This window comes from Micromonospora sp. WMMD1274 (assembly GCF_049179035.1).
Classification (GTDB): Bacteria; Actinomycetota; Actinomycetes; order Mycobacteriales; family Micromonosporaceae; genus Micromonospora; species Micromonospora tulbaghiae.
Genome location: NZ_JBMHMG010000001.1, coordinates 6,264,109 through 6,289,218 on the forward strand (window position 1 = coordinate 6,264,109; position 25,110 = coordinate 6,289,218).

29 protein-coding genes and 2 pseudogenes are annotated in these 25,110 nt (G+C 70.3%); 19 read left to right on the forward strand and 12 right to left on the reverse strand.

The window, feature by feature from the left end; translation table 11 throughout:
• The first annotated feature begins 110 nt into the window (after positions 1-110).
• From ACN27D_RS29510 to ACN27D_RS29520, 3 genes are all read left to right on the forward strand, one after another.
• Positions 111-1,310 (forward strand): alanine--tRNA ligase-related protein, encoded by a 1,200-nt coding sequence (locus ACN27D_RS29510; protein ID WP_421500558.1) that lies wholly within the window; start codon positions 111-113, stop codon positions 1,308-1,310.
• 183 nt (positions 1,311-1,493) lie between these two features.
• A complete protein-coding gene (locus tag ACN27D_RS29515; protein ID WP_358173386.1) occupies positions 1,494-2,954 on the forward strand; it encodes an ATP-binding protein in 1,461 nt (486 codons plus the stop codon).
• Between the two features lie 16 nt (positions 2,955-2,970).
• Positions 2,971-4,791, forward strand: a complete 1,821-nt coding sequence (locus tag ACN27D_RS29520; protein WP_421500559.1) for an acyl-CoA dehydrogenase — start codon at positions 2,971-2,973, stop codon at positions 4,789-4,791.
• A gap of 80 nt (positions 4,792-4,871) precedes the next feature.
• Here ACN27D_RS29520 and ACN27D_RS29525 read toward each other — a convergent pair whose 3' ends face one another.
• Together ACN27D_RS29525 and ACN27D_RS29530 are read right to left on the reverse strand one after the other, a co-directional pair.
• On the reverse strand, positions 4,872-5,075 hold the full coding sequence (locus ACN27D_RS29525; RefSeq protein ID WP_421500560.1) for a hypothetical protein: 204 nt from the start codon (positions 5,073-5,075) through the stop codon (positions 4,872-4,874).
• A 73-nt stretch (positions 5,076-5,148) separates the two neighbouring features.
• Entirely contained in the window at positions 5,149-6,207 is a 1,059-nt protein-coding gene (locus ACN27D_RS29530) for an aldo/keto reductase (RefSeq protein ID WP_421500561.1), read from the reverse strand.
• Positions 6,208-6,295: 88 nt separating this feature from the next.
• On the opposite strand from ACN27D_RS29530, the gene ACN27D_RS29535 reads away from it, so the two are divergent.
• From ACN27D_RS29535 to ACN27D_RS29555, 5 genes are all read left to right on the forward strand, one after another.
• Positions 6,296-6,901: a TetR/AcrR family transcriptional regulator gene (locus tag ACN27D_RS29535; protein WP_421500562.1), complete on the forward strand. Its 606-nt coding sequence runs from the start codon at positions 6,296-6,298 to the stop codon at positions 6,899-6,901.
• Positions 6,902-6,977: 76 nt separating this feature from the next.
• The gene (locus ACN27D_RS29540) at positions 6,978-7,604 is read left to right on the forward strand and encodes a VOC family protein (protein WP_421500563.1); all 627 of its coding nucleotides are present in this window, start codon (positions 6,978-6,980) and stop codon (positions 7,602-7,604) included.
• Positions 7,605-7,895: 291 nt separating this feature from the next.
• Complete coding sequence (locus ACN27D_RS29545) at positions 7,896-8,480, forward strand: RNA polymerase sigma factor (protein ID WP_421500564.1); 585 nt, start codon at positions 7,896-7,898, stop codon at positions 8,478-8,480.
• Positions 8,477-9,409: a CU044_5270 family protein gene (locus ACN27D_RS29550; protein ID WP_358173365.1), complete on the forward strand. Its 933-nt coding sequence runs from the start codon at positions 8,477-8,479 to the stop codon at positions 9,407-9,409. The genes ACN27D_RS29545 and ACN27D_RS29550 overlap by 4 nt, the downstream gene beginning before the upstream one ends.
• A gap of 168 nt (positions 9,410-9,577) precedes the next feature.
• Positions 9,578-10,060: a GNAT family N-acetyltransferase gene (locus tag ACN27D_RS29555; protein WP_421500565.1), complete on the forward strand. Its 483-nt coding sequence runs from the start codon at positions 9,578-9,580 to the stop codon at positions 10,058-10,060.
• Between the two features lie 154 nt (positions 10,061-10,214).
• On the opposite strand, the pseudogene ACN27D_RS29560 reads toward ACN27D_RS29555, so the two are convergent.
• Positions 10,215-10,427, reverse strand: a pseudogene (locus ACN27D_RS29560) (hypothetical protein); the annotation flags it as partial.
• 114 nt (positions 10,428-10,541) lie between these two features.
• Here ACN27D_RS29560 and ACN27D_RS29565 point away from each other — a divergent pair.
• A complete protein-coding gene (locus tag ACN27D_RS29565; RefSeq protein ID WP_421498797.1) occupies positions 10,542-11,786 on the forward strand; it encodes an IS256 family transposase in 1,245 nt (414 codons plus the stop codon).
• A gap of 56 nt (positions 11,787-11,842) precedes the next feature.
• On the opposite strand, the pseudogene ACN27D_RS29570 reads toward ACN27D_RS29565, so the two are convergent.
• Both ACN27D_RS29570 and ACN27D_RS29575 read right to left on the reverse strand, forming a co-directional pair.
• A pseudogene (locus ACN27D_RS29570) lies at positions 11,843-12,064 on the reverse strand (HD domain-containing protein); the annotation flags it as partial.
• Positions 12,065-12,118: 54 nt separating this feature from the next.
• Positions 12,119-12,865 carry a GntR family transcriptional regulator gene (locus tag ACN27D_RS29575; protein WP_421500566.1) on the reverse strand — a complete coding sequence of 249 codons (747 nt, stop codon included), beginning with the start codon at positions 12,863-12,865 and terminating at the stop codon, positions 12,119-12,121.
• Between the two features lie 177 nt (positions 12,866-13,042).
• Between ACN27D_RS29575 and ACN27D_RS29580 the strand changes: the two genes are divergently transcribed.
• The 6 genes from ACN27D_RS29580 (at position 13,043) to ACN27D_RS29605 (ending at position 16,603) form a co-directional block, all read left to right on the forward strand.
• Positions 13,043-14,233 carry a helix-turn-helix domain-containing protein gene (locus ACN27D_RS29580; RefSeq protein ID WP_421500567.1) on the forward strand — a complete coding sequence of 397 codons (1,191 nt, stop codon included), beginning with the start codon at positions 13,043-13,045 and terminating at the stop codon, positions 14,231-14,233.
• A gap of 248 nt (positions 14,234-14,481) precedes the next feature.
• Positions 14,482-14,901: a hypothetical protein gene (locus tag ACN27D_RS29585; RefSeq protein ID WP_421501214.1), complete on the forward strand. Its 420-nt coding sequence runs from the start codon at positions 14,482-14,484 to the stop codon at positions 14,899-14,901.
• Positions 14,898-15,116, forward strand: a complete 219-nt coding sequence (locus ACN27D_RS29590; RefSeq protein WP_262014442.1) for a hypothetical protein — start codon at positions 14,898-14,900, stop codon at positions 15,114-15,116. The genes ACN27D_RS29585 and ACN27D_RS29590 overlap by 4 nt, the downstream gene beginning before the upstream one ends.
• Entirely contained in the window at positions 15,113-15,286 is a 174-nt protein-coding gene (locus ACN27D_RS29595; RefSeq protein WP_421500568.1) for a hypothetical protein, read from the forward strand. Before ACN27D_RS29590 ends, ACN27D_RS29595 begins: the two co-directional genes overlap by 4 nt.
• Positions 15,287-15,312: 26 nt before the next feature.
• Positions 15,313-15,837 carry an orotate phosphoribosyltransferase gene (pyrE, locus tag ACN27D_RS29600; RefSeq protein WP_421500569.1) on the forward strand — a complete coding sequence of 175 codons (525 nt, stop codon included), beginning with the start codon at positions 15,313-15,315 and terminating at the stop codon, positions 15,835-15,837.
• A 46-nt stretch (positions 15,838-15,883) separates the two neighbouring features.
• Complete coding sequence (locus ACN27D_RS29605) at positions 15,884-16,603, forward strand: hypothetical protein (RefSeq protein WP_421500570.1); 720 nt, start codon at positions 15,884-15,886, stop codon at positions 16,601-16,603.
• A 59-nt stretch (positions 16,604-16,662) separates the two neighbouring features.
• On the opposite strand, the gene ACN27D_RS29610 is transcribed toward ACN27D_RS29605, so the two are convergent.
• Together ACN27D_RS29610 and ACN27D_RS29615 are read right to left on the reverse strand one after the other, a co-directional pair.
• Positions 16,663-17,175, reverse strand: a complete 513-nt coding sequence (locus ACN27D_RS29610) for a hypothetical protein (RefSeq protein ID WP_421500571.1) — start codon at positions 17,173-17,175, stop codon at positions 16,663-16,665.
• Positions 17,176-17,287: 112 nt separating this feature from the next.
• Positions 17,288-17,872: a GIY-YIG nuclease family protein gene (locus ACN27D_RS29615; protein WP_421501215.1), complete on the reverse strand. Its 585-nt coding sequence runs from the start codon at positions 17,870-17,872 to the stop codon at positions 17,288-17,290.
• Positions 17,873-17,964: 92 nt separating this feature from the next.
• On the opposite strand from ACN27D_RS29615, the gene ACN27D_RS29620 reads away from it, so the two are divergent.
• Complete coding sequence (locus ACN27D_RS29620; RefSeq protein WP_205776056.1) at positions 17,965-18,309, forward strand: helix-turn-helix domain-containing protein; 345 nt, start codon at positions 17,965-17,967, stop codon at positions 18,307-18,309.
• Positions 18,310-18,469: 160 nt separating this feature from the next.
• On the forward strand, positions 18,470-19,399 hold the full coding sequence (locus tag ACN27D_RS29625) for an AEC family transporter (RefSeq protein WP_421500572.1): 930 nt from the start codon (positions 18,470-18,472) through the stop codon (positions 19,397-19,399).
• Between the two features lie 15 nt (positions 19,400-19,414).
• Here ACN27D_RS29625 and ACN27D_RS29630 read toward each other — a convergent pair whose 3' ends face one another.
• The 3 genes from ACN27D_RS29630 to ACN27D_RS29640 all read right to left on the reverse strand — a co-directional run bounded on the left by ACN27D_RS29630 (position 19,415) and on the right by ACN27D_RS29640 (position 21,294).
• Positions 19,415-20,068 carry a Type 1 glutamine amidotransferase-like domain-containing protein gene (locus ACN27D_RS29630; RefSeq protein WP_357795589.1) on the reverse strand — a complete coding sequence of 218 codons (654 nt, stop codon included), beginning with the start codon at positions 20,066-20,068 and terminating at the stop codon, positions 19,415-19,417.
• 133 nt (positions 20,069-20,201) lie between these two features.
• Positions 20,202-20,564 carry a nuclear transport factor 2 family protein gene (locus tag ACN27D_RS29635; RefSeq protein ID WP_358173342.1) on the reverse strand — a complete coding sequence of 121 codons (363 nt, stop codon included), beginning with the start codon at positions 20,562-20,564 and terminating at the stop codon, positions 20,202-20,204.
• Positions 20,565-20,676: 112 nt separating this feature from the next.
• Complete coding sequence (locus ACN27D_RS29640) at positions 20,677-21,294, reverse strand: CGNR zinc finger domain-containing protein (RefSeq protein WP_358173339.1); 618 nt, start codon at positions 21,292-21,294, stop codon at positions 20,677-20,679.
• A 79-nt stretch (positions 21,295-21,373) separates the two neighbouring features.
• On the opposite strand from ACN27D_RS29640, the gene ACN27D_RS29645 reads away from it, so the two are divergent.
• Together ACN27D_RS29645 and ACN27D_RS29650 are read left to right on the forward strand one after the other, a co-directional pair.
• Positions 21,374-22,603, forward strand: coding sequence for an MFS transporter (locus ACN27D_RS29645; RefSeq protein WP_421500573.1), 1,230 nt, complete (start codon positions 21,374-21,376; stop codon positions 22,601-22,603).
• 88 nt (positions 22,604-22,691) lie between these two features.
• Complete coding sequence (locus ACN27D_RS29650) at positions 22,692-23,273, forward strand: dihydrofolate reductase family protein (protein ID WP_120570261.1); 582 nt, start codon at positions 22,692-22,694, stop codon at positions 23,271-23,273.
• Positions 23,274-23,333: 60 nt separating this feature from the next.
• On the opposite strand, the gene ACN27D_RS29655 is transcribed toward ACN27D_RS29650, so the two are convergent.
• Together ACN27D_RS29655 and ACN27D_RS29660 are read right to left on the reverse strand one after the other, a co-directional pair.
• On the reverse strand, positions 23,334-24,314 hold the full coding sequence (locus tag ACN27D_RS29655) for a hypothetical protein (RefSeq protein ID WP_421500574.1): 981 nt from the start codon (positions 24,312-24,314) through the stop codon (positions 23,334-23,336).
• Positions 24,315-24,387: 73 nt separating this feature from the next.
• A complete protein-coding gene (locus ACN27D_RS29660) occupies positions 24,388-24,876 on the reverse strand; it encodes a DinB family protein (protein ID WP_421501216.1) in 489 nt (162 codons plus the stop codon).
• Positions 24,877-25,110 lie beyond the last annotated feature (234 nt).

The window sequence follows — 25,110 nt, forward strand, 5'->3', positions numbered from 1 at the left end:
ACCTGCCCCACACCCACGCCGGCGACCGGAAACGGTCCGCCGGCGTCGTCGTGTCGACGCCAACGCGCGCGGCGGGCCGTCCGGTCACCCGTACCCGGAAGGCACCCGCCATGACGCCCGACGAGATCATCAGGACGTTCCTCGACCACTACCACCGGCACGGCCATCAGGACGCGCCGGAGAGTTCACTGGTGCCGCCACCCGGCGACCCGGTGCTGTTCACCACGTCCGGCATGCACCCGCTCACGCCGTACCTGCTGGGGCGCCCGCACCCGGGCGGACGGCGACTGGCGAACGTCCAGCGGTGCCTGCGCACGACGGACCTGGACGAGGTGGGCGACGACACCCACCTGACCGTGTTCCAGATGCTCGGCTCGTGGTCGCTCGGCGACTACGACATCGCGACCAGCCTGCGCTGGGGCTTCGACCTGCTCACCGGCGGGTTCGGCATCCCGGTGGAGAGGCTGCACGCCACCGTCTTCGGTGGCGGCAACGGTGAAGGGCCGGACGACACCGCGCGGGACACCTGGACCGGGCTCGGCGTGCCGGTGGAGGCGCTGGGCGAGGACAACTGGTGGTCCAACGGCCCGACCGGCCCCTGCGGACCGGACTCGGAGATCTTCGTGTGGACCGGCGACGGCCCGCCCACCAGCACACCCAGCATGGATGCGCGGTGGGTGGAGGTGTGGAACCACGTGCAGATGCGCTACCACCGGCACCCGGACGGCCGGCTCACGCCGCTGCCGGTGTCCAGCATCGACACGGGCATGGGCCTGGAGCGGCTGGAGATGGTGCTGCGCGGCGACCGGTCCGTGTTCACCGGCGACGGGCTGCGCCGGTGGGTGGACGAGGTGGGCACCTGGGACCTGCGCGGCACGGACCTGCGCGTGGTCTCCGACCACCTGCGGTCCGCGGTGGTCGTGCTCGGTGACGGGGTACGCCCCGGCAACACCGGGCGCGGGTACGTGCTGCGGCGGGTGCTGCGCCGCGCGCTCACAGTGCTGTGGCGCGACGACCCGGCGCGCACCGTGGACGACCTGCCGCCGGAGCTGTACGCGGACACGCTGCGCCGGTTCCGCCGGCCGGTCGATCCGGGAACACCGGGCGCGCAGCCGGTCGACGTCGGCTCGCTGCACGCGACGCTCGTGGACGAGGAACGTCGCTTCCGGGGGCTGCTGCGACGCGGACGGCCGCTCGTCGACCGGGTACGGTCGCGCGGGCCGCTGACCGAGCGCGACTACCACTGGCTGCACGACACCCACGGGCTGCCCCGCGACCTGGTCGACGGCCTGCTCGCCGAGGCGAGCTGAGCGGCGGCCGGGTGAGCGGCGGCCAGGACGGCCGGGTGAGCGGCGGCCAGGACGGCGGCCGGGCGAGCACGGGCCAGGTCAGCGGCGGCGGCTGAGCGGTGGCCGCCCGGCCGGGCCGGTGCCAGACTCGGAGGCGGACGCCACGCGAGGGAAGCGGACGCCGCCGCGAGGAGAGGGCTGCCGATGACCGAGGTTCGGCCGGACGAGGAGACGGTGCCGCTGCTCGGCGCCGAGGTGCGCATCGCCGACGCGGCCGGGCTGCTCGCCGCCGCCACCGACGGGCCGGTGGAGTTGCTGGTCGACGGCGACTTCCCGGCCCCGGTGCGGGAAGTGCGCTGCACCGTGCGCACCGACGTCGCAGGCGGGCAGCCGGTGCACCGCTTCGAGGCGTACCTGCGGGTGGAGAACTCACCGGCGGGCCTGCTCGCCCTCGGTCTGGCCGGGCCGGTCGGCGTGCTGCTCGCCGAACGGCTGGCCGCGCGCGGCGGCGACGGCCCGGCCGCCGCGGTGGGCCGGATGGCCGCGGAGGCCGGGCGGCGGATCTGGCCGCGACCGGTCGCCACACTCGCCGCGCCGCCCGGCGACGAGGCCGGCCGGGAGGTGCTGCGCACGGCCCGGGAAGCCGGGCTGCGGCCCCGCGTCGACCAGGACACCGGCACGGTACGCATCCGCGCCGACGTGCCCAGCGCCGAGGCGGGTCCGGCGCACCTGCGGGCGATGCTGGGCCTGCTGCTGCAGGCCGTACGCGAGTTGTCCGGCGACAGCGAGGAGCCGGCCGTGCTGCGCGGACGGACGTACCTCGTGGGTCGGCGACCGGTCGCGGCGGCCGGGCCGCGCAGCGCGGCGGTGACCCTCGACCAGGTCGGCGGCCTGTCCGACGTGGTCGCGCGGTTCCGCGAGGTGGCGGTGTCGTTCCGGCACCCGGCGGCGATGGCCCGCTGGGGCGCGCGCCGGCCGCAGGGCATCCTGATGTACGGCCCGCCGGGCACCGGCAAGACCATGCTGGCCCGGGCGCTGGCGAACGAGGTCGGCGCGGACTTCGTGGAGATCCGTACCCCGGAGATCCTGGACAAGTACCTCGGCGGCTCGGAACGCAACATCAAGCGCATCTTCCGGGAGGCACGCCGCTACCGGCGGCCCACGGTGATGCTGTTCGACGAGTTCGACTCGATCATCAGCTACGCCGGGGCGGGCGGCGACGCGGCCAGCCAGGCCGTCAACGCGGTCGCGGGCATCTTCAAGCAGGAGATGAACACGCTGTTCGAGGAGAACCCCGACGTCATCGTGGTCGCCACGACCAACTTCCCGCAGCGCGTGGACGCGTCGCTGATCCGCTCCGGCCGCTTCGACCTGAAGATCGCCATTCCGGCGCCGGACGAGACCGGACGCGCCGAGATCCTCACCAAGATGGTCCGCGAGCTGATCGAACGGCACGAGCGGCCGGGCTTCAAGATGTTCGCCGACGACGTCGACCCGGCCGCCCTGGCCGCCGACACGGCCGGGCTGACCGGCGCGGACCTCCGGGAGGCGCTGCGCCGGGTGCAACTCGCCAAGGCGCTCCGGGAGGCGGCGGAGGGTGCGCCACCGGCTCCGATCGGTCAGGATGACCTGCGGGAGGCCGTCGCCGGGTTGCGCCGCGGCTGACCGGAAGGAGTCCACGTTGTCCTCGTCCGATCTGCTGCTGTCCCGCCGTGACCTCGCGTTCCTGCTGCACGACTGGCTGGACGTGGCGCGGCTGACCGAGCGGCCCCGCTACGCCGAGCACACCCGCGAGACCGTCGACGAGGTGCTGGACCTCGCCGCCCGGGTCGCCGCCGAACGCTTCGCCCCGCACAACCGGGCCGCCGACACCGGCGAACCCACGTTCGACGGGCAGCGCGTGCGGACCATCCCGCAGGTCAAGGCCGCACTGGAGGCGTTCGCCGAGACCGGGCTGCTCGCCGCCACCATGGACGAGTCGGTGGGCGGGCTGCAACTGCCGCACACCGTGGCCGCCGCCGCGTTCGCCTGGTTCCAGGCCGCGAACGTGGGCACGTCGGCGTACCCGATGCTCACCCTCGGCAACGCCAACCTGCTGCTCGCCCACGGCAGCGCCGAGCAGATCGACACCTGGGTACGCCCCATGGTCGAGGGGCGGTTCTTCGGCACCATGTGCCTGTCCGAACCGCAGGCCGGCAGCTCATTGACCGACCTCACCACGCGCGCCGAGCCGCAGGACGACGGCACGTACCGGATCGTCGGCACCAAGATGTGGATCTCCGGCGGCGACCACGAGCTGGCCGAGAACATCGTCCACCTGGTGCTGGCCCGCATCCCCGGCGCGCCGGCCGGCGTGAAGGGCCTGTCGCTGTTCATCGTGCCGAAGGTGCTGCTCGACGACGACGGCAACCTCGGGCCGCGCAACGACGTGGTGCTGGTCGGGCTCAACCACAAGCTCGGTTACCGGGGCACCACCAACACGCTGCTGAACTTCGGCGAGGGCGTGCACCGGCCGTACGGGCGGGCCGGGGCGGTCGGCTACCTGGTGGGCCGACCGCACCAGGGGCTCGCGGTGATGTTCCACATGATGAACGAGGCGCGCATCGGCATCGGGGCGGGTGCCACAGCGCTCGGCTACACCGCGTACCTGAAGTCCGTCGCGTACGCCCGGCAGCGCCCGCAGGGACGGCCGGTCGCCGACAAGGACCCGACCACGCCGCAGGTGCCGATCGTGGCCCACCCCGACGTACGCCGGATGCTGCTGGCCCAGAAGAGCTACGTGGAGGGCGCGCTCGCGCTGGTGCTCTACTGCGGACGGCTGCTCGACGAGCAGAAGACCGCGCCCGCCGAGGCCGACCGCGAGCGGGCGCAGCTGCTGCTGGACCTGCTCACCCCGATCACCAAGAGCTGGCCGGCGCAGTGGTGCCTGGCCGCCAACGACCTGGCCATCCAGGTGCACGGCGGGTACGGCTACACCCGCGACTACGACGTCGAGCAGCACTGGCGCGACAACCGGCTCAACGCCATCCACGAGGGCACCCACGGCATCCAGGCGCTGGACCTGCTCGGCCGCAAGGTCACCATGCGCGACGGTGCCGCGCTGGAACTGCTGCTGGAGACCATCCGCGGCACCGTCACCCGGGCGTGGAAGGCGGAGGGGTTCGCCTCGGAGCTGGCCGGTCAGCTCGGCGCGGCGGTGGACCGGGTCGCCGTGGTGACGCGGCGGTTGTGGGCGCCCGGCGACCCGGAGCTGGCGCTGGCGAACGCCTCGGTGTACCTGGAGGCGGTCGGGCACGTGGTGATCGCGTGGATGTGGCTGGAACAGGTGCTGGTGGTGGAGGCGCTGGGGTCGCCGGACGGGGCCGAGGGGGAGTTCCTGGCGGGGAAGAGGCAGGCGGCGAGGTACTTCTACCGGTGGGAGTTGCCGAAGGTGGCGGCGCAGTTCGACCTGCTGGAAGGACTGGACCGGACCACGCTGGACATGCGCGAGAGCTGGTTCTGAACTGCTAGGGGTTGCGTGAGGCGGACGGGTGCCGTCACCACAGAGCCACTGCCACATACCTCAGCGAGCCGTGGATCTTGTTAACGACTCATCCAGTCTGCGTGCCGGGTCACGCGGGGGTGCCGGGTCACGCGATCGTCACCGCGGTCGACGCACAGTTCGCTGGTCCCGTGGTCGATCCAGTAGGTCTGTCCGGCGCCGATGAAGGTGGGCTGTCGCAGGTAGAACCAGTGCTGCACCACGTTGACGAGGATCAACCGGTCCGCAGTCACACGCTCGGCCATCGCCCATCTCCTCAAACGCCATCGCGCCGCATTCGTACGCCTGATGTCGTCCTACCGTAGTTGTTCCTGACGATCAGGCGGCGCCACGCTCGCTGACCGGCCGGCGGCGCAGGTTCGGGTTCAGCAGGGCCGGGGGCAGGTAGGCCTGGTCGAGCCGGGTGACATCGGTGCCGGGCGCGACGATCTCGTCGATCCGGTCGAGGATCTCGTCGGTGAGCGTGACGTCGACGCCGGCGAGCAGGTCGTCGAGGTGCTCCATCGTGCGCGGGCCCAGGATTGCGCTGGTCACGCCGGGGTGTGCGATGGCGAACGCCATGGCGAGGTGGGTCAACGGCATGCCTGCCTCGTCGGCGAGCGGGACGAGCTGTTCGACGACGTCGATCCGGCGCTCGTCGGTGAGGTGCTTGGAGAAGCGGGCGCGGCGCAGGTCGTTCTGCTCGCCCTTGCGGACCCGGCCGGTGAGCATTCCCTGCCCGAGCGGGCCCCACACCAGCGTGCCCATCCCGTAGCGCTGCGCGGCCGGCAGCACCTCGCTCTCGATGCTGCGGTTGAGGATCGAGTAGGGCGGCTGCTCGGTATGGAAGCGTTCCAGCCCGCGTCGTTCGGCGACCCACTGTGCCTCGATCATGTCGGATGCGGGCATCGTGGACGACCCGACCGCCCGGACCTTGCCACTGCGGATCAGGTCGGAGAGAGCGGAGAGCGTCTCCTCGATGTCGGTGTCGGGGTCCGGGCGCTGGATCTGGTAGAGGTCGATGTGGTCGGTCTGCAGGCGGCGCAGGGAGCTCTCGACCGCGGTCATGATCCAGCGGCGGGATGCGCCTCGCTGGTTGGGGTCGGTGGCCGCGGTTGCGCCCGGCGTCCGGGGCAGCGTGTTCAGCCTCGGAAGGCCCACCTTGGTCGCGAGGACGACGTTGTCCCGGCGCCCCTTGAGGGCCCGGCCCACGATCTCCTCCGAGTCGCCGTACGCATCGGCGGTGTCGACGACGTTGATGCCCGCGTCCAGCGCCTTGTGAATGACCTTGATCGAGTCGTCAGGATCGGGGTTCCCGATCACCGTGGCGAACATCAGCGTGCCGAGCGCGTACGGGCTGACCTTGATGCCCGTCCGCCCCAGGGTGCGGTACTGCATGAGCGTCTCCCTGCGGTATCGTCGTATGCGGAATGTCTTTCCGGAACTATACGGAAAGCCTTTCCGGAAAAGCAAGGGAGGCGTAGCTGTGCCCGACGACACACCAGACTTCGTTGTTCGCGAACGCGCCCCGCGTCGGAAGCGCACTGACGCACGCCGCAACATCGAGTCCCTGCTCGAAGCGGCGAAGACGGTCTTCAGCACCGTCGGCGTCGACGCCCCTGCCAAAGAGATCACCGATCTGGCCGGCGTCGGCGTCGGCACGCTCTACCGGCACTTCCCGCAGCGCTCCGACCTGATCAAGGCCGTCATCGAACGCGAGATCGACGCCTGCGCCGACGCGGCCCCGGCGCTGGCCGCCGCGCACGAGCCGGGGGTCGCCCTCGCGAAGTGGCTCGATCGGTTCACCGCGTTCGTCGCGACCAAACGCGGCTTCGCCGCGGCCCTGCACTCCGGCGATCCGGCGTTCGACGGCCTGCCCGGATATCTCATGCAGAAGCTGGGACCGGCCCTCGAGGCCTTGCTCGAAGCCGCGACAGCCAGCGGCGAGGTCCGAGCCAAGATCAGTGCCCAGGATCTGCTGTACGCGGTGGCGAAACTCTGTGCGCCCATGCCCAACGAGGATCCCGACTACGGCCGGCGCATGGTCGCGCTCCTCGCCGACGGACTACGGTCCGGCGAATCCCCGCACTGACGTATTCACCGTCGGCCGGCCATGCGTGAAGCGCCACGGTGCGCTCCGTCCCGCAGCCGATGCTAGGTTCGCCCGCATGGCGGTGCAGATCACGGCCGGGCAGTTCCACGCGGCCGACGGTGTCGAGGACTGGCGCTGTCTCTACCACGTGGTCTCGGCGTATTTCCGCACCGGCTCACTGGCCAAGGGCATAGCGTTCGTCAACGAGGTCGGCCGGCTCGCCGGTGGCGCGGAGCAGCAGTACGTCAACATCGACCTGCGTCACGCCGGCGTCACCGTGTCCCTGTTGTCGCGCGACGTTGCGCTGGCCCGGCGCATCTCGGCTGCCGCCAGGGACTTGGACATCCCCGCCGACCCGACCGCCGTAAAGCTCGTCAACGTCACCCTCGACGCCCTGGTCGGCGCGGACGTGCTGCCGTTCTGGCGGGCGCTGCTGGGTTACCGCCAGATCGATGACGACTATCTGGCCGACCCGGCGCGCCGGGGTCCGGGCTTCGGGGTGCAGACAATGGATGCTCGGCGTCCACAGCGCAACCGCATGCACCTCGATGTCGCCGTCCCACATGATCAGGCCGAGGCCCGCATCGCCGCCGCACTGGCTGCGGGTGGCCAGCTGGTCTCGGATGCGCACGCGCCGAAGTGGTGGATCTTGGCCGACGCCGAGGGCAACGAGGCGTGCGTCGCCACTTGGGTTGGCCGGTAATAGCGGCCCACGCGAAGGTTCACGGCCGCAGTCGACCGTATCGGCGTACGCTCGCCGACGTGGTCCGGCACTGGAAGACACACTGAGCCTTTCCCCGCCGGTCGTGCAGCTTTCGCTGACAAGGGCTACCAGGGCGCCCGGGGCGGGGTGCGCGCACCGTTCAAGCGCGCCATCGCCACGATCAAGCGTGCAGGCTGTCCTCGTCCTGCACCACGTCGAAGCGAACCGCTACGCATGATGAGAAACGTCCCCGATGGTGGAACTCGGGGGCGGCTGCGGACAGGTACAAGTGTGACAGCTGAGATGCGGGTCCGGATCCGGGCCGGAGACACCGATGCGTTCGGTGAGCTCTTCGATGAGCATGCCGACGCGGTTCACCGGCATGCGGTGTGGAGTGGGGTCGATTCGGTTCAGGCCGAGGATGTGGTGTCGCTGACCTTCCTTGAGGCGTGGCGGATTCGCGAATCCTTGCATCCGGATGGAGACAGCCTGCGGCCGTGGCTGCTCGGGATCGCCACCAACGTTCTGCGCAACCGGCGGCGGGCGGCGCACCGACACCGGGAGGCATTGCGGCGATTGCCCGTACGCGAGACCGTTCCGGATTTCGCTGACGAGGTGGTCGCCCGCATGCACGATGCCGACCAGGTGACTGCCGTCATGGCGGGACTGCGGGCGCTGCGCCGGGCGGACCGGGAGGTGTTCCTGCTCTGCGTGTGGTCGCAACTGGGCTACGCGGCGGCAGCCGAGGCCCTGGGCGTACCCGTCGGGACCGTGCGTTCGCGGCTGTCGCGGGCCCGCACCCGGCTGCGTGCGCTGGCACAGCAGGAGATGGCGCGTATCCGAATGACCCCCGTCGAGCAGGGAGAGTACCGATGAGCGAGCCCACCGCCCCCCAGGTACCGGCCATGCCGGCGCTGCGCCGGCAGGCACTGCGGCATCATTTGCTGAACGAGATCGAGCGGCCGGCTCGTCGGCCACGGCGCATGCTGGTGCTCGCGCCTGCGGCGGGCGTGCTGGCGGTCGTGGTTTCGGCCGGGGTGATCGCCCAACCGTGGACACCGGACAGCGCGCCGCTGATCGTGACGGTCGAACAGGGGGATCACAGTGGCGCGCCGTTGTTGCTGAACCGGATGGCCGCAGTGGCTGCCGACACGCCGGACCCATCATCCGGGCAGGGGGATTACGTCTACATCAGAAGCCGGGTTGCGTTCGCCGAAGTGGGTGACGGTCCAGCGCGGCTGCAGCCGGTGCACGAACGGGAGATCTGGATCCCGCGGAACGAGCGAGGTGACGGCTTGCTCCGCCAGCCGTTTCTGAACGTTCCGATCATCGGTGTGATCCCGGATCGGGAGACGCTCACGGATGTGACGCCGAACGCTGCGCTCGTCGATCTGCCCAGCAATCCGGACGCCCTGTTGGAGAAGCTTTACCGGGAGCGCGGCGGGCGTGGCGAAGGCAACAGCCGCGACGGCGCGGCGTTTACCGCGATCGGCGACATCCTGCGCGAGTCGCTGGTACCGCCACGGACGACTGCCGCGCTCTACCAGGCTGCGGCGAAGATTCCAGGGGTCGAGGTGGTCCGCGGGGTCACCGACGCCGCCGGGCGGCGAGGGGTAGCTGTCGCGTACACCGAGGGGAGCCGGCGCAAAGAGTGGATCTTCGATGAACAGACGTACGAGTACCTCGGTGAGCGCAGTTACCTCGTGGCGGACACCGCCGAAGGGCCGGCCGGGACCGTGCTGGGCACGACCGCGGTGCTGCAGCGAGCCCTGGTGTCGAACCTCGGACAGCGCCCAGAGAGCTAGCTGCCAACCGCCCGGCGGCCTCGATTCTGGTTGCGGTGCTGGCGGACGAGGAGAGGCGAGGTGGCTCAGGGCGCGGCTGGATGACCTCCCGGGCTCTCCACACCCGCTCTGAGTTGCAGATCAACTTGAAAGGAACTCGCTGGCTTGACCGTCGGCCACACTGACGGCATGACGACGATCGTGCCGATAGCCCTCGCCCATCCGGCGTTCGATCAGGTAGCTGCTCTGTTCGACGACTACCGGGTGCACTACGGCCAACCGTCAACCCCACAGATCACCCGCTCCTGGCTGCACGACCAGATCGCACAACAACGGATATCCGTCGCTGCCGCCGTCCGAGCTGACCGCGTCCGCGGCTTCATCACGGTCACGGTCACGCCGGCATCGCTCATGCTGGGCACCTCGTGGTCGATCCGCGACCTCTACGTGGCCCCGCACCATCGCCGTAGCGGTGTCGCGAACGCCCTGCTCCAGCACGTCATCCGCAACGCCCGTGCCGCCGGCGCGCATCGCGTCTCACTCCAGACCGAGGCCGACAACATCCCCGCCCTGACGCTCTACACCGAGATCGGCTTCCAGCCCGTCACCGGCCTGGAACTACTCAACCTCACCTTCGATCCCGCTCGCCAGGATCCAGGAGACGCGGCCTGACTGTTCCACCACCCGGCCTCGATCGAGGACTTACAGGGATGGGGTCGCAGACGCCTACCTCGGAGCCCTCCCATCGCGGTTTGCGACCCGACAGCATGCAACGCACGCTCATCGGCAGGTGTGAAAGCTGGCGAGGGCTGGCGGCGTCCGGCGTCTATGCCGGGGCGGGCGGGTTCAGCCACGCCATCGGTGCGCCGGTGAGGGCGGCGTCGGCGAGGCGGTGAGCGGACGCTGTCTTGAGCGCCGCCCGGGAGCTGTCGATCCAGCGCTGAACGTCCGCGACTCCCTGGTGCCGGTACTCGACCGCTTGGACAAGGCACTCCACCGCGATGTGCGGGATGTCGGTGATCCGGGTTTCCTGGGGGTCGCGTCCACGGGAGTGGTGTACGACTTGCCCGTGATGGGCGTGTTGCGTAGATGAGAGACGGCCATCGCGTCGATCCTTCAAGACGACCAAGTCAGAGAAGGAAGAGAGAACGCGATGGCCGCATCAGAAAGTGTGAACCCTGTTGACCTGCTGCGCGAGCAGATCGCGGGCGCGTCGCCGGACGTGTTGCAGGCGATGATCAAGACGTTCGCGCAGGCGGTGATGTCCGCCGAGGCGGACGCGATCTGCGGCGCCGGTTACGGGCAGCGCAGCGACGAGCGGGTCAACTCCCGCAACGGCTACCGGCAGCGAGAGTGGGACACCCGTGCCGGGACGATCGACCTGGCGATCCCGAAGTTGCGCCAGGGCAGCTACTTCCCGGACTGGCTGCTGACGCACCGCCGGCGGGCCGAGCAGGCACTCGTGTCGGTCGTGGCGACGTCGTACCTGCTCGGGGTGTCGACGCGGCGAGTGGAGAAGCTGGTCGAGCAGCTCGGGATCCGCCAGCTGTCGAAGTCGCAGGTCTCGGAGATGGCCGCGCACCTGGACGCCCAGGTCGAGGCGTTCCGCAACCGGCCGCTCGACTCAGCGCACTACACGTTCGTGTGGATGGACGCGTTGACGATGAAGGTCCGTGAGCACGGGCGGACGGTCAATGTCCACGCGCTGATCGCTGTCGGGGTCAACGCCGATGGTCAACGCGAAGTGTTGGGCGTGGACGTCGCCTCCGACGAGGACGGCGCTGGCTGGCTGGCGTTCCTGCGGTCGCTGACCGCCCGCGGCCTGTCCGGTGTTCGCCTGGTCATCTCCGACGCCCATCCGGGCCTGGTGCAGGCCATCGGTGCGGCGCTGCCAGGGGCGTCCTGGCAGCGGTGCCGGACCCATTACCTGCGCAATCTGCTGACGAAGGTCCCGAAGTCAGCGCAGCCGTGGATCGCCACCCTGGTCCGCACGATCTTCGACCAGCCCGACGCCGACGCCGTCCGCGCCCAGTTCCAGCGGGTCGTCACGACGATCGAGGCGAAGTTCCCGACCGCGGCCGAGCACCTCGACGCCGCCCGCGACGACCTGCTCGCCTTCACTGCCTTCCCCCGCGAGATCTGGCGTCAGATCTGGTCGAACAACCCGCAGGAACGCCTGAACAAGGAGATCCGCCGTCGCACCGACGTCGTCGGGATCTTCCCCAACCGCCCGGCAATCATCCGCCTCGTCGGCGCGGTCCTGGCCGAGCAGACCGACGAGTGGACCGAAGGCCGCCGCTACATGGGCCTCGAACTACTCGCCAAAGCCCGCCTCGTCACCGTTGACGCCGACCAACGTGACACCGACCAGACCGGCCCCGCCCCGATCGCCGCATAACATCAGACCGGATCCCGCGATGGCCGTCTCCTACACCACCAACGCGGACGTGACCTTTCCTGGGTGTCGTGCAGGACGCACAACATCGAGACCCGAGCCGGGTCTGCACCCTCCATGGCCGCGAGCATCATGCCGATGAGCGCCGTGCGGAACGAGTGTTCGGCGATCGACTCCGGGTGCTTCACGCCGGCGAACCACCACCCGGTGCGGGCTGCACGCTTGAGTACACCAGCCTCGAAGATGAAGCTCATGGCTCCCGCGTCAGGATTGTCGCTCATCGGAAGCGCCCTCTCATCAGGCGAGCTTGTCGACATCGCATCCCCTCGCACTTCTCACTCGATGGGGAGACGATAGACAAGGTCGTATCGGCCGCCTGGCAGCACGATGTCGGCCGTCTCCACCGGCGTGCCGCTCGCCGTATAGGTGCGCTCGATGGTGTGCACGAAAGTGCGGGCCGGCAGGTTGAGTGCCTCGACCTCGTCGGCGGTCGCCGAGCGAAGGCTGACACGCTCCACAACCTCGTCGACCCGTACGCCGATGGTGTCCATGCGTGCGACGACGCCCTTGATGTCGCTGTCCTCAGGCCACTCGACCGGCGTGCCCTGGGTGACCGCAAGCGGTTCGTACGACACGGAGAGCTGTATCGGTTCGCCGTCGGCGAGGAAGCGGTACGACGTCCGCATCACGGGCGCTCCCGGTTCGACGCCAAGCCGGGCGGCAATCCGTTCATCGGCCTGCTCGTGTCGGCTGTCGTGTTCCCACGTGCCCTGCTGCCCAGCGCCGGCCGCGTCACGGGCGAACGGGGACGTCGGGCGGTCGCCCGAGCGGACGTCGCGCCCTCGGGCGTGACGGACCAGCCAGGTGGTGTCTCGGACGTATACGCCGGATCCGGCGCGACCCTCCACGATGCCCTCGCCCTTGAGGACGGCGATCGCCCATTTGGCGACGGTCCGGCTCACGTCGTACTGGCGCATCAGGCCGGACTCGGACGGCAACTTGGCTCCAGCGGGGAGTTCTCCGGACAGGATCGCGGCGCGAAGGTCCGCAGCGATCGTCAGATAGGCAGGCAGCGTTGACATGTCGACAGCACCTCCGGTCGGCACAACCAGTCGACCACAGAGCATCGAGGAGCGGCAGGTAGGACCCGCCTCGACGTCAATGCCAGAGCAGCGATCCACGTACACTGGCGGGTGGGCATGGCGGGTTCAACAGCCGGTGCCGGAGTCCCAGCCCTCGTCCTGGGAGGCAGGCGAGACATGGCGAGCAAGGCCGACACTATCGGTGCCCGGATTCGCTACTGGCGGATGCGCCGTGGCGGGATGAGCCAGGCAGTCCTCGCTGGGCTCGCCGGGGTCAGCCAGTCCTACATCTCCCAGGTCGAGTCCGGCCGTAAGACGATCGACAGACGGTCCACCCTGGTCGCTGTCGCTGCCGCGTTGCAGATCACGGTCGCGGATCTGCTCGGTCAGGGCACCGAGACGGGCGACCCGGCACGCGAGCGCGCGGCGGAGTGCGTGCCGGCGATCTGGTCGGCGCTCATCGAGATCGAGGACGGCGAGCGGCGCCCGTCGACGCGTACGCCGGAAGAGTTGGCGGCGGGCATCGCGCGCAGTGAGCAGCTTCGCCATCGCTCGAACTTCCCGGCCATGGCCCAGATGCTGCCCGGCCTGCTGTTGGAGGCGGCTGCGGCGGGCGGACCGGCGCTCGCGCAGGTGGCGTACCAGGCGTCAGCCTGCCTGCGGCACCTCGGATACCGCCACCTGGCGTTGAACGCGGCGCGGGTGGCGGTGACGGCTGCGGAGGACGTGGAGGAGGCCGCGTGGCTGGGAGCGACCCGCTTCGCGTACGCGCAGAGCCTGCCGATCGAGTCGGCCCCACTGGCCGCGCGGGCGGCTGACCGGTCGCTCGCGGAGCTTCAGTCCGCCGCCTCCGATGAGCGGGTCCGGCAGATGCTCGGCCAGTTGCACCTGTCGGCGGCTCTGGCCTCGACAGTCAGTGGCCGCCTCGACGCCGCGCGTGACCATCTGACCGAGGCCGCGCGGGAAGCGGCGACTTTGGGCGACCCCGCGGACGGCAAGGGGTTCAACGGCTGCGGGTTCGGGCCGACGAACGTGACGCTGTGGGAGATGTCCATAGCGGCCGAGTCCGGTGAGCCGGGCCGGGTGATCGAGCTGTCCCGCACGGTACGGCCGCAGGTGCTGGCGGCGTCGATCCGGCAGATGTCGTACTGGCTCGACCTCGGGCGGGCGCTGGCCGATTCCGGTCGCCGGGACAACGAGGCGATCGCAGCGTTCGTGCGCGCGGAGCAGGCAGCGCCGGTGCCGTTCTCGCTCAACCCGCTCGCGCAGGACGCCGTCGTCGCGATGGCGCAGCGGGCCAAGCGGCGGGCCGTGCCGAACGAGCTGCGTCTGCTGGCGGGGCGTCTGGGCATCAGCCTGGCGGCATAACCAGCGGTAATTTCTCCATCACCGTGCGGCCATAGTGTCCGTTTTCGGGTGAGGAAACACCTCATCCTGCCGAGCGCGACGCCGCACTCCCTGGTGAAGTGATCCGTCGCGCCGGAGCGGACGGAGGTGGTGATGGGCGGTCGGAACCGTTGGCGCCCCACGGGCCTGGAGACGCAGAAAGCGGAATGGGAGGCGGCGAAGCGGAGGATTCTCGGGCTGGCCGAATCCGATCACACGCAGACGACACCATTCGACTCGACAGCGACGCGCGCGCACCGGGACGCGGACGTCGCCGCACCCTCCAGGTCGCGCAGGCGTCTGCCGTACGAGGGCTACCTCCTCGCCGTCGCGTCGACGCTCGTACGCCGGCATCGCCCGGCCTGGTCGTGGCGGAAGTGGCGGTGGGTGTGCCGGTGTGGTGCGGAGCTGCCGTGCCGCAACCGCCACCGCGTACCGATCAATCGCGGTCACTGGCCGTCGCAGGAGGACCAGTGAGAACTGCGGAACAGGCGATCCTGGCGGTGCACGTACGGGGTTTGGACGGGATGTGCGCGGGTTGCCGGCTGTGGTGGGCGCGGCTGACTCCGTACCCCTGCTGGCAGGTCGCGTGGGCGACCAGCCGGCAGGCGCGCGCGAGCGTCGCCCGCCTCCTGGGGGTGCGCGGGTGAGCACCCACGGGCCGGTGCTGCCGGTCTGGTCGTGCGGTGGGTGCGGTGCGCCGTGGCCGTGCGCGACGCGGCGGCGGGAGCTTCTTGCCGAGTACGAGGGTGCGCCGGTGTCGCTGGCGGTGTACCTGGGGGCCCAGTTGGTGCGGGCCACGGCGGACCTGAGCTGGGCGCCGGCCGGGACGTTGCACCGGCGGTTCCTGGGGTGGGTGCGGTGAGCGTGCTGCGGCCCGGCGACGAGAAGTTCCACTACAGCGACCGGTCGCACCGGTGGACGGCGCCGGATCCGGAGTACGACCAGGACGTGTGGGAGGAGCAGCTTCGCCAGCACAAGCTGGGTCACCTGCGTAACGAGCGCCCAAGGGTACGCATCCGGCGGATCGTTTGATTCCAGCCAGGTGCGAGACTGAGCGGGTGACTCACCCGCTCGCGCGCCGCGTCTACGACACCTGCCACCTCACCGGCCGGTTCGCTCTCCGCTCGGGGCAGGTCAGCGACGAGTACTTCGACAAGTACCTGTTCGAGGGCAAGCCGGAGTTGTTGCGCGAGGTCGCCGAGGTGATGGTGGCCCTGCTTCCGGAGTGCGACGTGTTGGCGGGGATGGAGATGGGCGGCATTCCGCTCGCCACGGTGATGTCGCAGCTGACGGGGCTGCCCACGGTCTTCGTGCGCAAGCAGGCCAAGGAGTACGGCATCGCGAAGGTGGCCGAGGGTGGGCCGGTGGACGGTCTGCGGGTCGTGGTGATCGAGGACGTCGTGACCACCGGAGGCGCGCTCCTGGCCTCGTGCGGACACCTGCGATCCGTCGGTGCACAGGTGGAGACCGTGGTCTGCGCCATCGACCGCGAGCAGGGCGGCCGGGAGAACCTGGCGGCCGAAGGGCTGCGACTCCGCGCCGCCCTCACCCGCCGGGACCTGGAAGCCGCACTGACGACGTGAGGCTCGAACACAGTCCATCGGGCCGCAGCGCTGCCAGGATGGCAAGGTGATCATCCCCGGATACCTGGACGGCTACGAACCGCCGATCCAGCGGTCGCCGCTGGTCGACGGATCCGACCTGATGTCGCACGCGATGTTCTGGCCCGCCTTCCTCGCCACCGTCGGCGGAGCCGCGTCGGCACCGGACGCCTTCGGTGTCGATCCAGCCGACCTGGAGCCGATCGTCGACGCCTTCCTCGCCCCGGACAGGTGGTCGGTGTTCTCGCTGCCACTCTCCGGGCACTGCCGCCTGCACGTCGTCATGCGTAACCACGAGGACGACGGTGGCGTCGACTACGTGCTCGATCCCGGCACCGGCGACGTGTCGATTCCTCTCGCCGCTATGGAGGGACATTTCCGAGGGCCGGCGTTCGCATGGCCGGAAGTCGTCGTCGCGGCGCGGCAGCCGGATCCGGACCACACATCGGCCGAGCGGTTGCTCCTGCTCGTTCCGGCCTGTGCCGACAGCAGCCGCCCGAACACAGCCGTCGACCTGATATCGGAAGCCCTGACCACTCTCGGCGCCCGGTCCGGTGTGCGTCAGCTCAGTAAAGAACTGCTCGCCAGCCCGAGGTACTGGGGGCCGTGCCGGTGGACACACGTTGACGACGTCCTCGTCGGCCTTGGACCGGCCACCTACCGTCGTCACGGAGGTGATCTGTCGCCGGAACAACTCCGCCTCGTCGCCGCCGCGCTCCAGGCTGGCGATATCGGCATTGATCGGTAGTCAGGGGAACCTGCTCGTCACCGACAGGGCCTCGTCCGCCGGCTTCGTGGCGGACGCCGTCAGTCGGACGTCAGGTTCCATCGTGCGGGCAGGGTGTTACCGCACAGGGCGCACGTGAAGTCGTCATCCCGCACGATGTTGCGCTCACCGCAGCTGGAGCAACGACGAAAGATCACCCGGTCGGTAAAGCGGCCAGGGTGGGGTACGCCGATTCGGTCCAGTGCCTCCGCTACGGCGGGCCAGCAGTCCGGATCGGGGCAGTAGCCGGTTGACTGATTCGTGACCTCGCTGGCGCGCCAGCCGCCGCCGGCCAGAGCAAACGCCATCTCACCTGCTGCCAGCACGTCGCGCCCACCGGCAAGGGCGATGTGTTCGCTTCGACGCGGCGCCAGCCTGAGCACGCCATCGAGATCAACGACGAAGGTGACCGGTTCGACGAGGTCTCCACGGTCGCGCCCCGCCAACCATTCGTCGAGCGAGGCGAGAGAGTCCACGGCAACAGCGTCCACCGCGACCACCCGGCCACGGAACTCGGCCGGTCCGACATAGGCGTACCGCCTCGTCTGTGCCACGGCGCGACGATATCCGACCTGGGACCGGATGCGGCTACCCCAATTCAGACCAGCGGATGCGCCGAGCAGCACGGGGCCGGCGGTAGATGTTCAGGTCGGGCCACGGCTTTCGCTAGGGCCGGGCCGGGCTGCTGCTGGCGTTGTACGAGTTCTTGGCGGCGACCACTGCGGCCTGGATGTGCTCGGGGTCGACGCCGTGGACGTTGAGCGGCGGGTGCAGACGCCGGACCAGTTCGGCCTCGATGTCCGACGGCTCGGGGTCCTCCGCCCAGGTCAGGCGTAGGTGCTCGTGCATCCACGCGGTCAGCCGTGCCTCGTCCTCGGGCACTAGGACGACCCGGTCGGTCCAGGTCGTCCGGTAGTCCTCGGACACGAGAAGCCCGGCCAACGTGCGGCGCAGGGTCGAGCTGCCCGAACGCCTCAGGTGGTTGCGTAGGATCCGGCCGCGCAGGCTGGTTGCTCGCCCGAGGTAGAGCATCCGCCGCGACGGATCGCTGTCGTTCGGCGGCCCGGGGAGGTCGGGGAGGACCGAGGGGTCAGCCCACCAGGCGTAGACGCCGCTGCCGCGGGCGAGCCGCTTGACGGCGACATCGAGTGCGACCGGCACGCCGGAGAGCAGCCGCAGGGCCTCGTCCAGCCGGGCTTCGTCGGTCGGGAGGTCGGCGGATCGCCGTTCGGGGAAGGTCACCGGGACCATCCTAGGCGCTTGGGGCATCGCGATCAGGTGGCAGGGCGACCAGGACGCGCAGCGCCGACGAACGACAGTGTCCATGTCGGTAGTCTGACCGGGTGAACCATGACGCCGCGTCGATCCTGCGTGGCCTCGTGGCGAACCGCCGTCTCACCCCACGAGCGATCAGCCGTGCCTCTGGCCGAGCTGAATCGACGATCCGGCAGCTTCTCAGCGGTGCCGTCCCGCCAGAAGCCGACGTCCTCCACGACATCGCGCCCGCATTGCAGATGCCGGTGGCGGACCTCTTGGTGATCGCTGGTTTGCCTGTCGCGGATGTCCCCGCGAGGGAAGGGGCCTACGCGGCGAGCCAGGAGATCGGCAGCCTGGTGGCTGTCGCCAGCCGGCTCTCACCGCAGCAGGTGCGGAAGCTGATCACGCACGCGGAGGACCAGGTTGAGTGATCTCTCGCGACGTCCTCGACAGGCGGAGCCGAGGTGACCGAGGCGCCCGCGCGATCCGCGGCGGATCAGCGCACCTGATCTCGGCCGGCGCGTTCCTCGACTTCTACGCTCCGGATGCACGCCGGTCCCTGACCTGGCGCCACGCTTCGGTGACGCCCGAATGAATCTGGTGTCGGCGTTCGTACCGATCTGGATCCTCACCGCGGTCGGCTACGCGGCCTGTCGCTGGGGCCTGCTGGGCGAGGCGGCGTCGGTGCTCGGCCGGTTCGTGTTCCACCTCGCGATGCCGGCCGCACTGTTCCTGGCCCTGGCGCGGATGCCGCTGTCCGGGTTCGCCGGCCGCTCGCTGCTCGCCTTCGGAGTGAGCACTCTCGCGGTGGTCGGGCTCGGGTGGGCCGGCGCGAGCCGGCTGTTCGGTCGCGAGCCCGGCGAACGGCCGATCTGGGGCATGGCCGCCGGGTACGTGAACTCGGCGAACCTCGGCATCCCGATCGCCACGCAGGTTCTCGGCGACGTGTCGTTCCTGGCGGCGGTGGTGCTGCTCCAGGTCCTGGTGGTGACGCCCGTGATCCTGGTCGCCCTGGACCGGCACAGCGACCCGGCCGGGCGGGTGCGGGTCCGCCGGATCGCCTCCCTGCCCGTACGCAATCCGGTGATCCTGGCGTCGCTGCTCGGTGTCGCGTGCTCGGCTGCCGGCCTGCGGCTGCCGTCGGCGGCCGCCGCGCCGCTCACCCTGCTGGCGGGTGCCGCGGTTCCGGCGGCCCTGGTCGCGCTCGGCGCGTCGCTGCACCGCACGGCGCCGTCGCGGCCAGAACCGGCCCAGATGGCCGGGCCGGTCGAGCTGGCCGCGATCAGCGCGCTGAAGCTCGTCGCGCAGCCGGTCATCGCGTACGCGGCCGGACTGGCCCTGGACCTGTCCGCGCCACAGTTGCTCGCCGTGGTGGTGTGCGCGGGCCTGCCGACGGCCCAGAACACGTTCATCTTCGCTCAGGAGTACGGCGTCGGTGAGGCGGTGGCCAACCGGGCGGTGGTGGTGACCACGACGCTGTCGCTGGCCACCCTGGCCGCGACGGCGACGCTGCTCGGGTAGGTCGGCCGATCACCGCTACGAGGGGAACCGCCTCCAGTGCCCCTCGGAGACGACCTCGACGGTGCCGTCGGTCACCGTGATGGCCGTCTGGTCGTCGATCGCGTACGCCGGACCCGCGATCTCGGCCGCCCATCTCTCGGCAGCGGCCATGGTGTTGTCCGGTTCGAGGCCCAGGTGCGGGAAGATCGAGAAGTCGACCAGCCCCAGCGTGCGGTCGTCGGGTGCGGACTGCCACTCGACGAATTCCGTGCCGATCCGGGGGGTGAGCACCATGCTGCCGGCACTCAGCCCCACCCAGACGGTGTCGGGCAGCGACGGCAGGAGGTCCGCCAGCCCGGACTGCCGCATCCAGTGGCACAGGTACGTCGCGTCGCCGCCGTGTACGAGCAGGACGTCGGCCTCGCGGACCCAGGGGACCCACCGCTCCTCGCCGATGCTCGGCAGCGCTGTCAGTTCGAGGACGCCCAGCGACTTCCAGCCCAGCCCGCTCATGGGTAGCGGCGTCTGACCGGTGATGAAGCGCCAGGCGGAGGCCGGTCCGCCCATCGGGTAGGCCGCCGTGGGGATGCAGAGGGCGCTGGATTCGGCGATCGGCTTGCCCAGCAGGCCGACCAGCGCATCGTTGATGCTCGGATTCTGGACGCCCGCGGATGTGAGAAGTAGCTTCACGCTTGCCTCCGGTACGTAGCGGTCATGACGCTCTCCCCGGGAGTCGGGAGATCGGGTGCGCGGGTATGCAGACCGGGAGCCGCAGCGAAACTCATCGCTGTCGCGACCCCTCATGCCCTCCGAGGACGTGGTGTCACTCGCGGATCTCCATCTCCGTCACCAAGCCGTCGTCGAGGCGGTGGACGTGCGTGACGGTGTGGTCGGCGAGCTTCGCTCCGGCCTTGTCGTGGACGACCTGATGAACGGTGACGGCGACGCGGCCGTCGGCCTCCGTGCTGAACGCGGCCGGCGTGACGACGGGCTCGAGCTGTTCCCACTGCCGGCGCCAGTAGGCGGCCACCTCGTCCCGGCCGTGGACGAAACCTCCCTCCCAGCCGTTGGGCCACGAGACGTCCGGCGTCAGGGCGGCCAGCAGCGTGGGGACGTCACGCCTGTTGAAGGCCGCGTAGAGGTTCGTGAGCAGGGCCTGGGAGGTGGGGCGCCTCGGCACATCCATCGAGCCAGCATGGCCGGTGGACGAGAGCGCATGAAGACCTCTTCGCGGTCAGCAGAACGCGGGCAGCGCCGGACGGTAGGGGGAGCGGTGTCGTCGACGTGGCCACGTGTGCTCACCGTTTTGTGCGGATGCGTCGTACCTCGACGTAGCGGCGGATCTTCGCTGCGGTTCCGCAGTCCTCCATGCTGCACCAACGACGGCTGCGGTTCTTGCTCTCGTCGATGAACAGGAAGCGGCAGCCTGCGCATCGCTTGATCCGGTCGAGCGCACCCGTGGTGAGAAGCTGGACCGCCGCGTGGACCACCGGCCGTAGGGGCCGGGCAGGCGTGTGGTCGTCCCGCCAGGACCAGGCGAATGTCTTCCCGCGCACGAGCTGTGCGTGGGTGAGCGCGTCGGCTTCGTCGTCGCGCAGCCGGGTCAGCGCCGCCACGCCCGGGTCCTCGCCGGCGGCCAGTGGCCGGAACACCTCGTCCAGGTAGTCACGGGTGCGCAGTGCCTGTGCGAAGGCGGTGCGGGTGCTGTCCGGACTGTCGCGGGACAGCCGGCGCAACGCCGCTGCTTGCGTCTCGGTGAGGGTGCCCGCGTACACGCTCCAGGAGATCAGCTCGGCGTAGCCGGTGAGCACGTCATCGTCCGGAGGCCCGTCGGGTGGGCCGGCGCGGGTGTTGAGGAAGTCCAGCGCGAGGTCGCCGCCCACCAGGCGCATCCGCGTCACCCCTGCTGTTTCCATCAAAGTCGACTTTACCAGTTGCCCCGGCGACGGGAACATCCTTAGAGTGTTTCCGTCATAGTCGGCTTAGGGGGTAACGATGGGCCAGGCGCTTGCACACCGGCGGGCAGTGGGAGCGCTGATCGGCCTCGCCGGCGGAACGTTCCTCTACACCGCAGCCGAGGCGCTGCCGATCGGGCTGCTGTTGCCGATGGGCGTGGACCTGGCCGTGCCACCGTCCCAAGTGGGCATGCTCGTCACCGTGTACGGCGCAGTGGTGATGGTCGCCTCGGTCCCGTTGACGGCGCTGGTGCGCAGAGTCCCTCGCCGACGGTTGCTGTCGGCGCTCCTGGCCGGCTTCGTCGTCAGCAACGCCATCACGGTGTTCACGAGTACGTTCACCATGCTGATGGCAGCCAGGATCGCCACTGCGGCCACTCATGCGTTGTTCTGGGCTGTCGTTGTGCCGACCGCGGCGGAGCTGTTCCGGCCCGGACTCCAGGGACGGGTCGTCGCGGTCGTGTTCGCCGGCGGCAACGTCGCTCTGGTCCTGGGCGTGCCCGCCGGCACCTGGCTGGGTGAACGTGCCGGCTGGCGGGCGTCGTTCCTGGCGGTGGCCGGGCTCGGTGTGCTCGTCTTCGCCGTGGTGGCCTGGTTGCTGCCGTCGACGGGGCCGGCGCAGGGGCACGCCGGCCGGGGCAGAACGCCCGACTCCCGCCGATTCTGGCTCCTGGTCGTCGTGGCCGTCCTGTCGACCGGCGGTGCCATCGCCGCCTACACCTACATCGCCCTGTTCGTCACCGAGGTCAGCGGACTGCCCGCCGCGTCGATCGCGACCATCCTGCTGGCGCGCGGCGTCGCCAGCGTCCTCGGCATCCTCGCTGCCGGACCGATCGTCGACCGCAGCCCGTGGTCCGCCCTGGTCGCGACCGTCGCACTGCAGGGCGTGGCGCTGCTCGGCCTGTACGCGTTCGGCCACCACCCGGCGGTTGCCGTCGTCCTGATCGCAATCGCCGGACTGGGGTTCGCCGCGTTCACCGCGGCGCTCGGCGGACTCGTCCTTCAGGTGGCGCCCGGCCGCTCCGATCTCGCCGCCGCGACGCTGTCCGCCGCCGTCAACGTCGGCATCACCGGCGGCGCCTTCGTCGGCGGCCTCATGCTGGAGAGCCACGGTGTCGCCAGCACGATGATGATCGGCGCCCTGCTCGGCGCTGTCGCCCTCGCGCTCGCCCTCGGCGAACGACTCATCCCGCCGCCGCGCGGCGAGGGCAGCGCGGCGACGCCCGCGCCCGTGGGCCGCCGCGCCTCCCGGCCCGCGTCCCTTCCATAGGTGCGGACGTCCACCGATCGCGGGCGTGAGTGTGTCGGCAGCTCACGGCACGCTAGCTTGGGGGTACCCGAGGCAGAGGAGAGCCGGTGTGGGCACTGTGGTCCTGTACAGCTCGGTGTCGGTGGACGGCTTTGTCGCGGACGAGAACGACCAGCCCGGACCGCTGTTCGACTGGTTGACGAGCGGTGACGTCCCGTTGGACGACAGCGGCGCGCTGACGGTGTCGCAGACGTCCTACGACTACGTCCGGCCGTACTGGGACCGGATCGCGGTGACGGTCGTCGGCCGGCACGTCTTCGACCTGACCGGCGGCTGGGACGGGACGCCGCCGAGCGGGATCGACCACGTGGTCGTCGTGACGCACCGGCCGGCACCCGAGGACTGGAACGCCGAGGCGCCGTTCCACTTCGTCGACGGCGTCGAGGCAGCCGTGGCCAAGGCGCAGGAACTGGCGGGGGACCGCATCGTCGAGGTCGCCGCAGGCGACGTCGGAGGCCAGGCGCTCGCCGCGGGCCTGGTCGACGAGGTGCGCATGGACGTCGTACCCGTGGTGTTCGGGTCCGGGAAGCGCTTCTTCGGGTCGGTCGACGCGCAGCACCTCCTGGAGGATCCGGACGTGGTGCTCCAAGGCGATCGGGTGCTGCACCTGCGCTACCGGGTGCGCCGCTGACCGGCCGGACGGTGCGCATCCGGTCCACCGCGATCGGTGATCCACCGATCGCACCGAGGGTCAGAGCAGTGCGAGTTGGCCCGGCATCGGCTCGTCCTCGAGGCGAGCACCGAGCTGCCACAGCCGTAGCCGATCGTCCTCATGATGGCGGGTGAGCCAACGGCCTGGCTGGTACGAGGGGTGGACGGCACCGGATCCCTGATGGTGCGGGTAGCGCACCTGGGACCGGCAACGGAGGCTGAGCGCCGACAGCAGCAGATGACCCTCGGCATCGTTCGGCGGGCCTTCCGTGTTCGGAGCGGCGAGGATCAGCTCCTCGCTCAGGAACACCGCACGGTCCACGTGCCGGCAGCTTGCGAGGGCCGGTGGCGCGCCCGGCAGATCTTCGAGGTGCCGTGCTGTGACCACGGCGTCGGAGGCGACGTCGCGGACGGACAGGAAGCCGTCGAGCGTCTGGGTCAGGTAGCGGCCGCCGGCCGGGCTGAAACCGGCGAGACCGCCACCGGCCAGCGGCCGTGACACGATGCGCTCGGCGTCCAGCCTGATCAGCACGGCGCGTGACCGGTCGGGATCGAGCAACGTCAAGCCGGTCCAGACGCCCCCGGGTGCGTGCAGGAACCACGCGGCCCCGGGACCGGGCAGCGGCGTGCGATGGATCTCCGCGCCGCTCACGCCGTTGACGGCGACAAGTTCCTCGGTGTCGCCGAGGCGGATCCAGAGGACGTGGTCGCCGTCGAGGTGGAAGTCGGCGTCGGCGCTGCCACCGAGCCGATCCCAGCTGCTGCGCCACCGCACCAAGCCGTCGTGGCCGAGCACGACGATCTGGTGCGCGTCACCCGCCGCGACGAGTCGACGGGTGGCGCTGACCTTCATCCGCGGGTCGTCGAGAGGCGCCGCGAGTCGCGCCACGCGACCCAGCTCGTGGTCGAACAGATGCACAGTGAAACGGTCCTGTTCGGTGACCACCCAGCCGAGGCCGGTTGCCTGCGCGACATGTCGGATGCCGGGAAGCCGCACCTGGTTGATCAAGCGGGGTTGCATCGCGGCAGCATAGAGCCACTTCGGCGAACCCGTCGGGCCGTCTGCGCTGCACACCGCACCCGTCGGACTCGCTTCAGCGTGGTCCGAGGCCGGTGCGCCCGTCGATCAGCTCGCGCACGGCGTCCAGGTGACCGGCGTGCCGAGCGGTCTCCTCGATGACGTGCAGAACGATCCGTCGCAGGTCGGTGGTCTGCGACGCCAGCGTCTCGTCGGGATGCCGGCCCGCGGGTGTCGCCGACAACGGGGCCGCGGCGATGATCGCGTCGGAGATGTCGCACTGGTCGCGGTAGAAGCCGAAGACCTGCCGCGGCGATCGAGTCGTGCGCAGTGGTGTGTTCTCGTCCGGCCAGGGCAACGGCTCCACGGAACCGCGGAAGACCTCCTGGAACCAGTGGCGTTCGGCATGACCGAGGTGCTCCACCAGCCCGAGCGGCGACCATCCGGAGGGCAGGACCGGCGTGCGCAGCGAGGGCTCGTCCAGATCCGCCAGGATGGCCCGGATGCTGACACGCTGATATTCGAGGAACTCACACAGCGCGGCCTTCTCCATCTCGACCTTCATCACGCCGGCAGGCTAGCGGCCGGCACCGACAGTTTCGCCGGGGTCGTTCAGTCGATCGACGAGCCGGGAAGCGTCGACGGGAACGTCGACCTCGAACCGATCGAGGAGAACCGCGAAGTCGGCCACGCGATTGACACGTCCGGGTCGGGACGGGCAAGGTTGCGGTCGGCCACGCGCACCGCGTGGGCACTCTGCATGAGGGAATGACGCCTGTGATCCGGGTAGGCCGAGCGG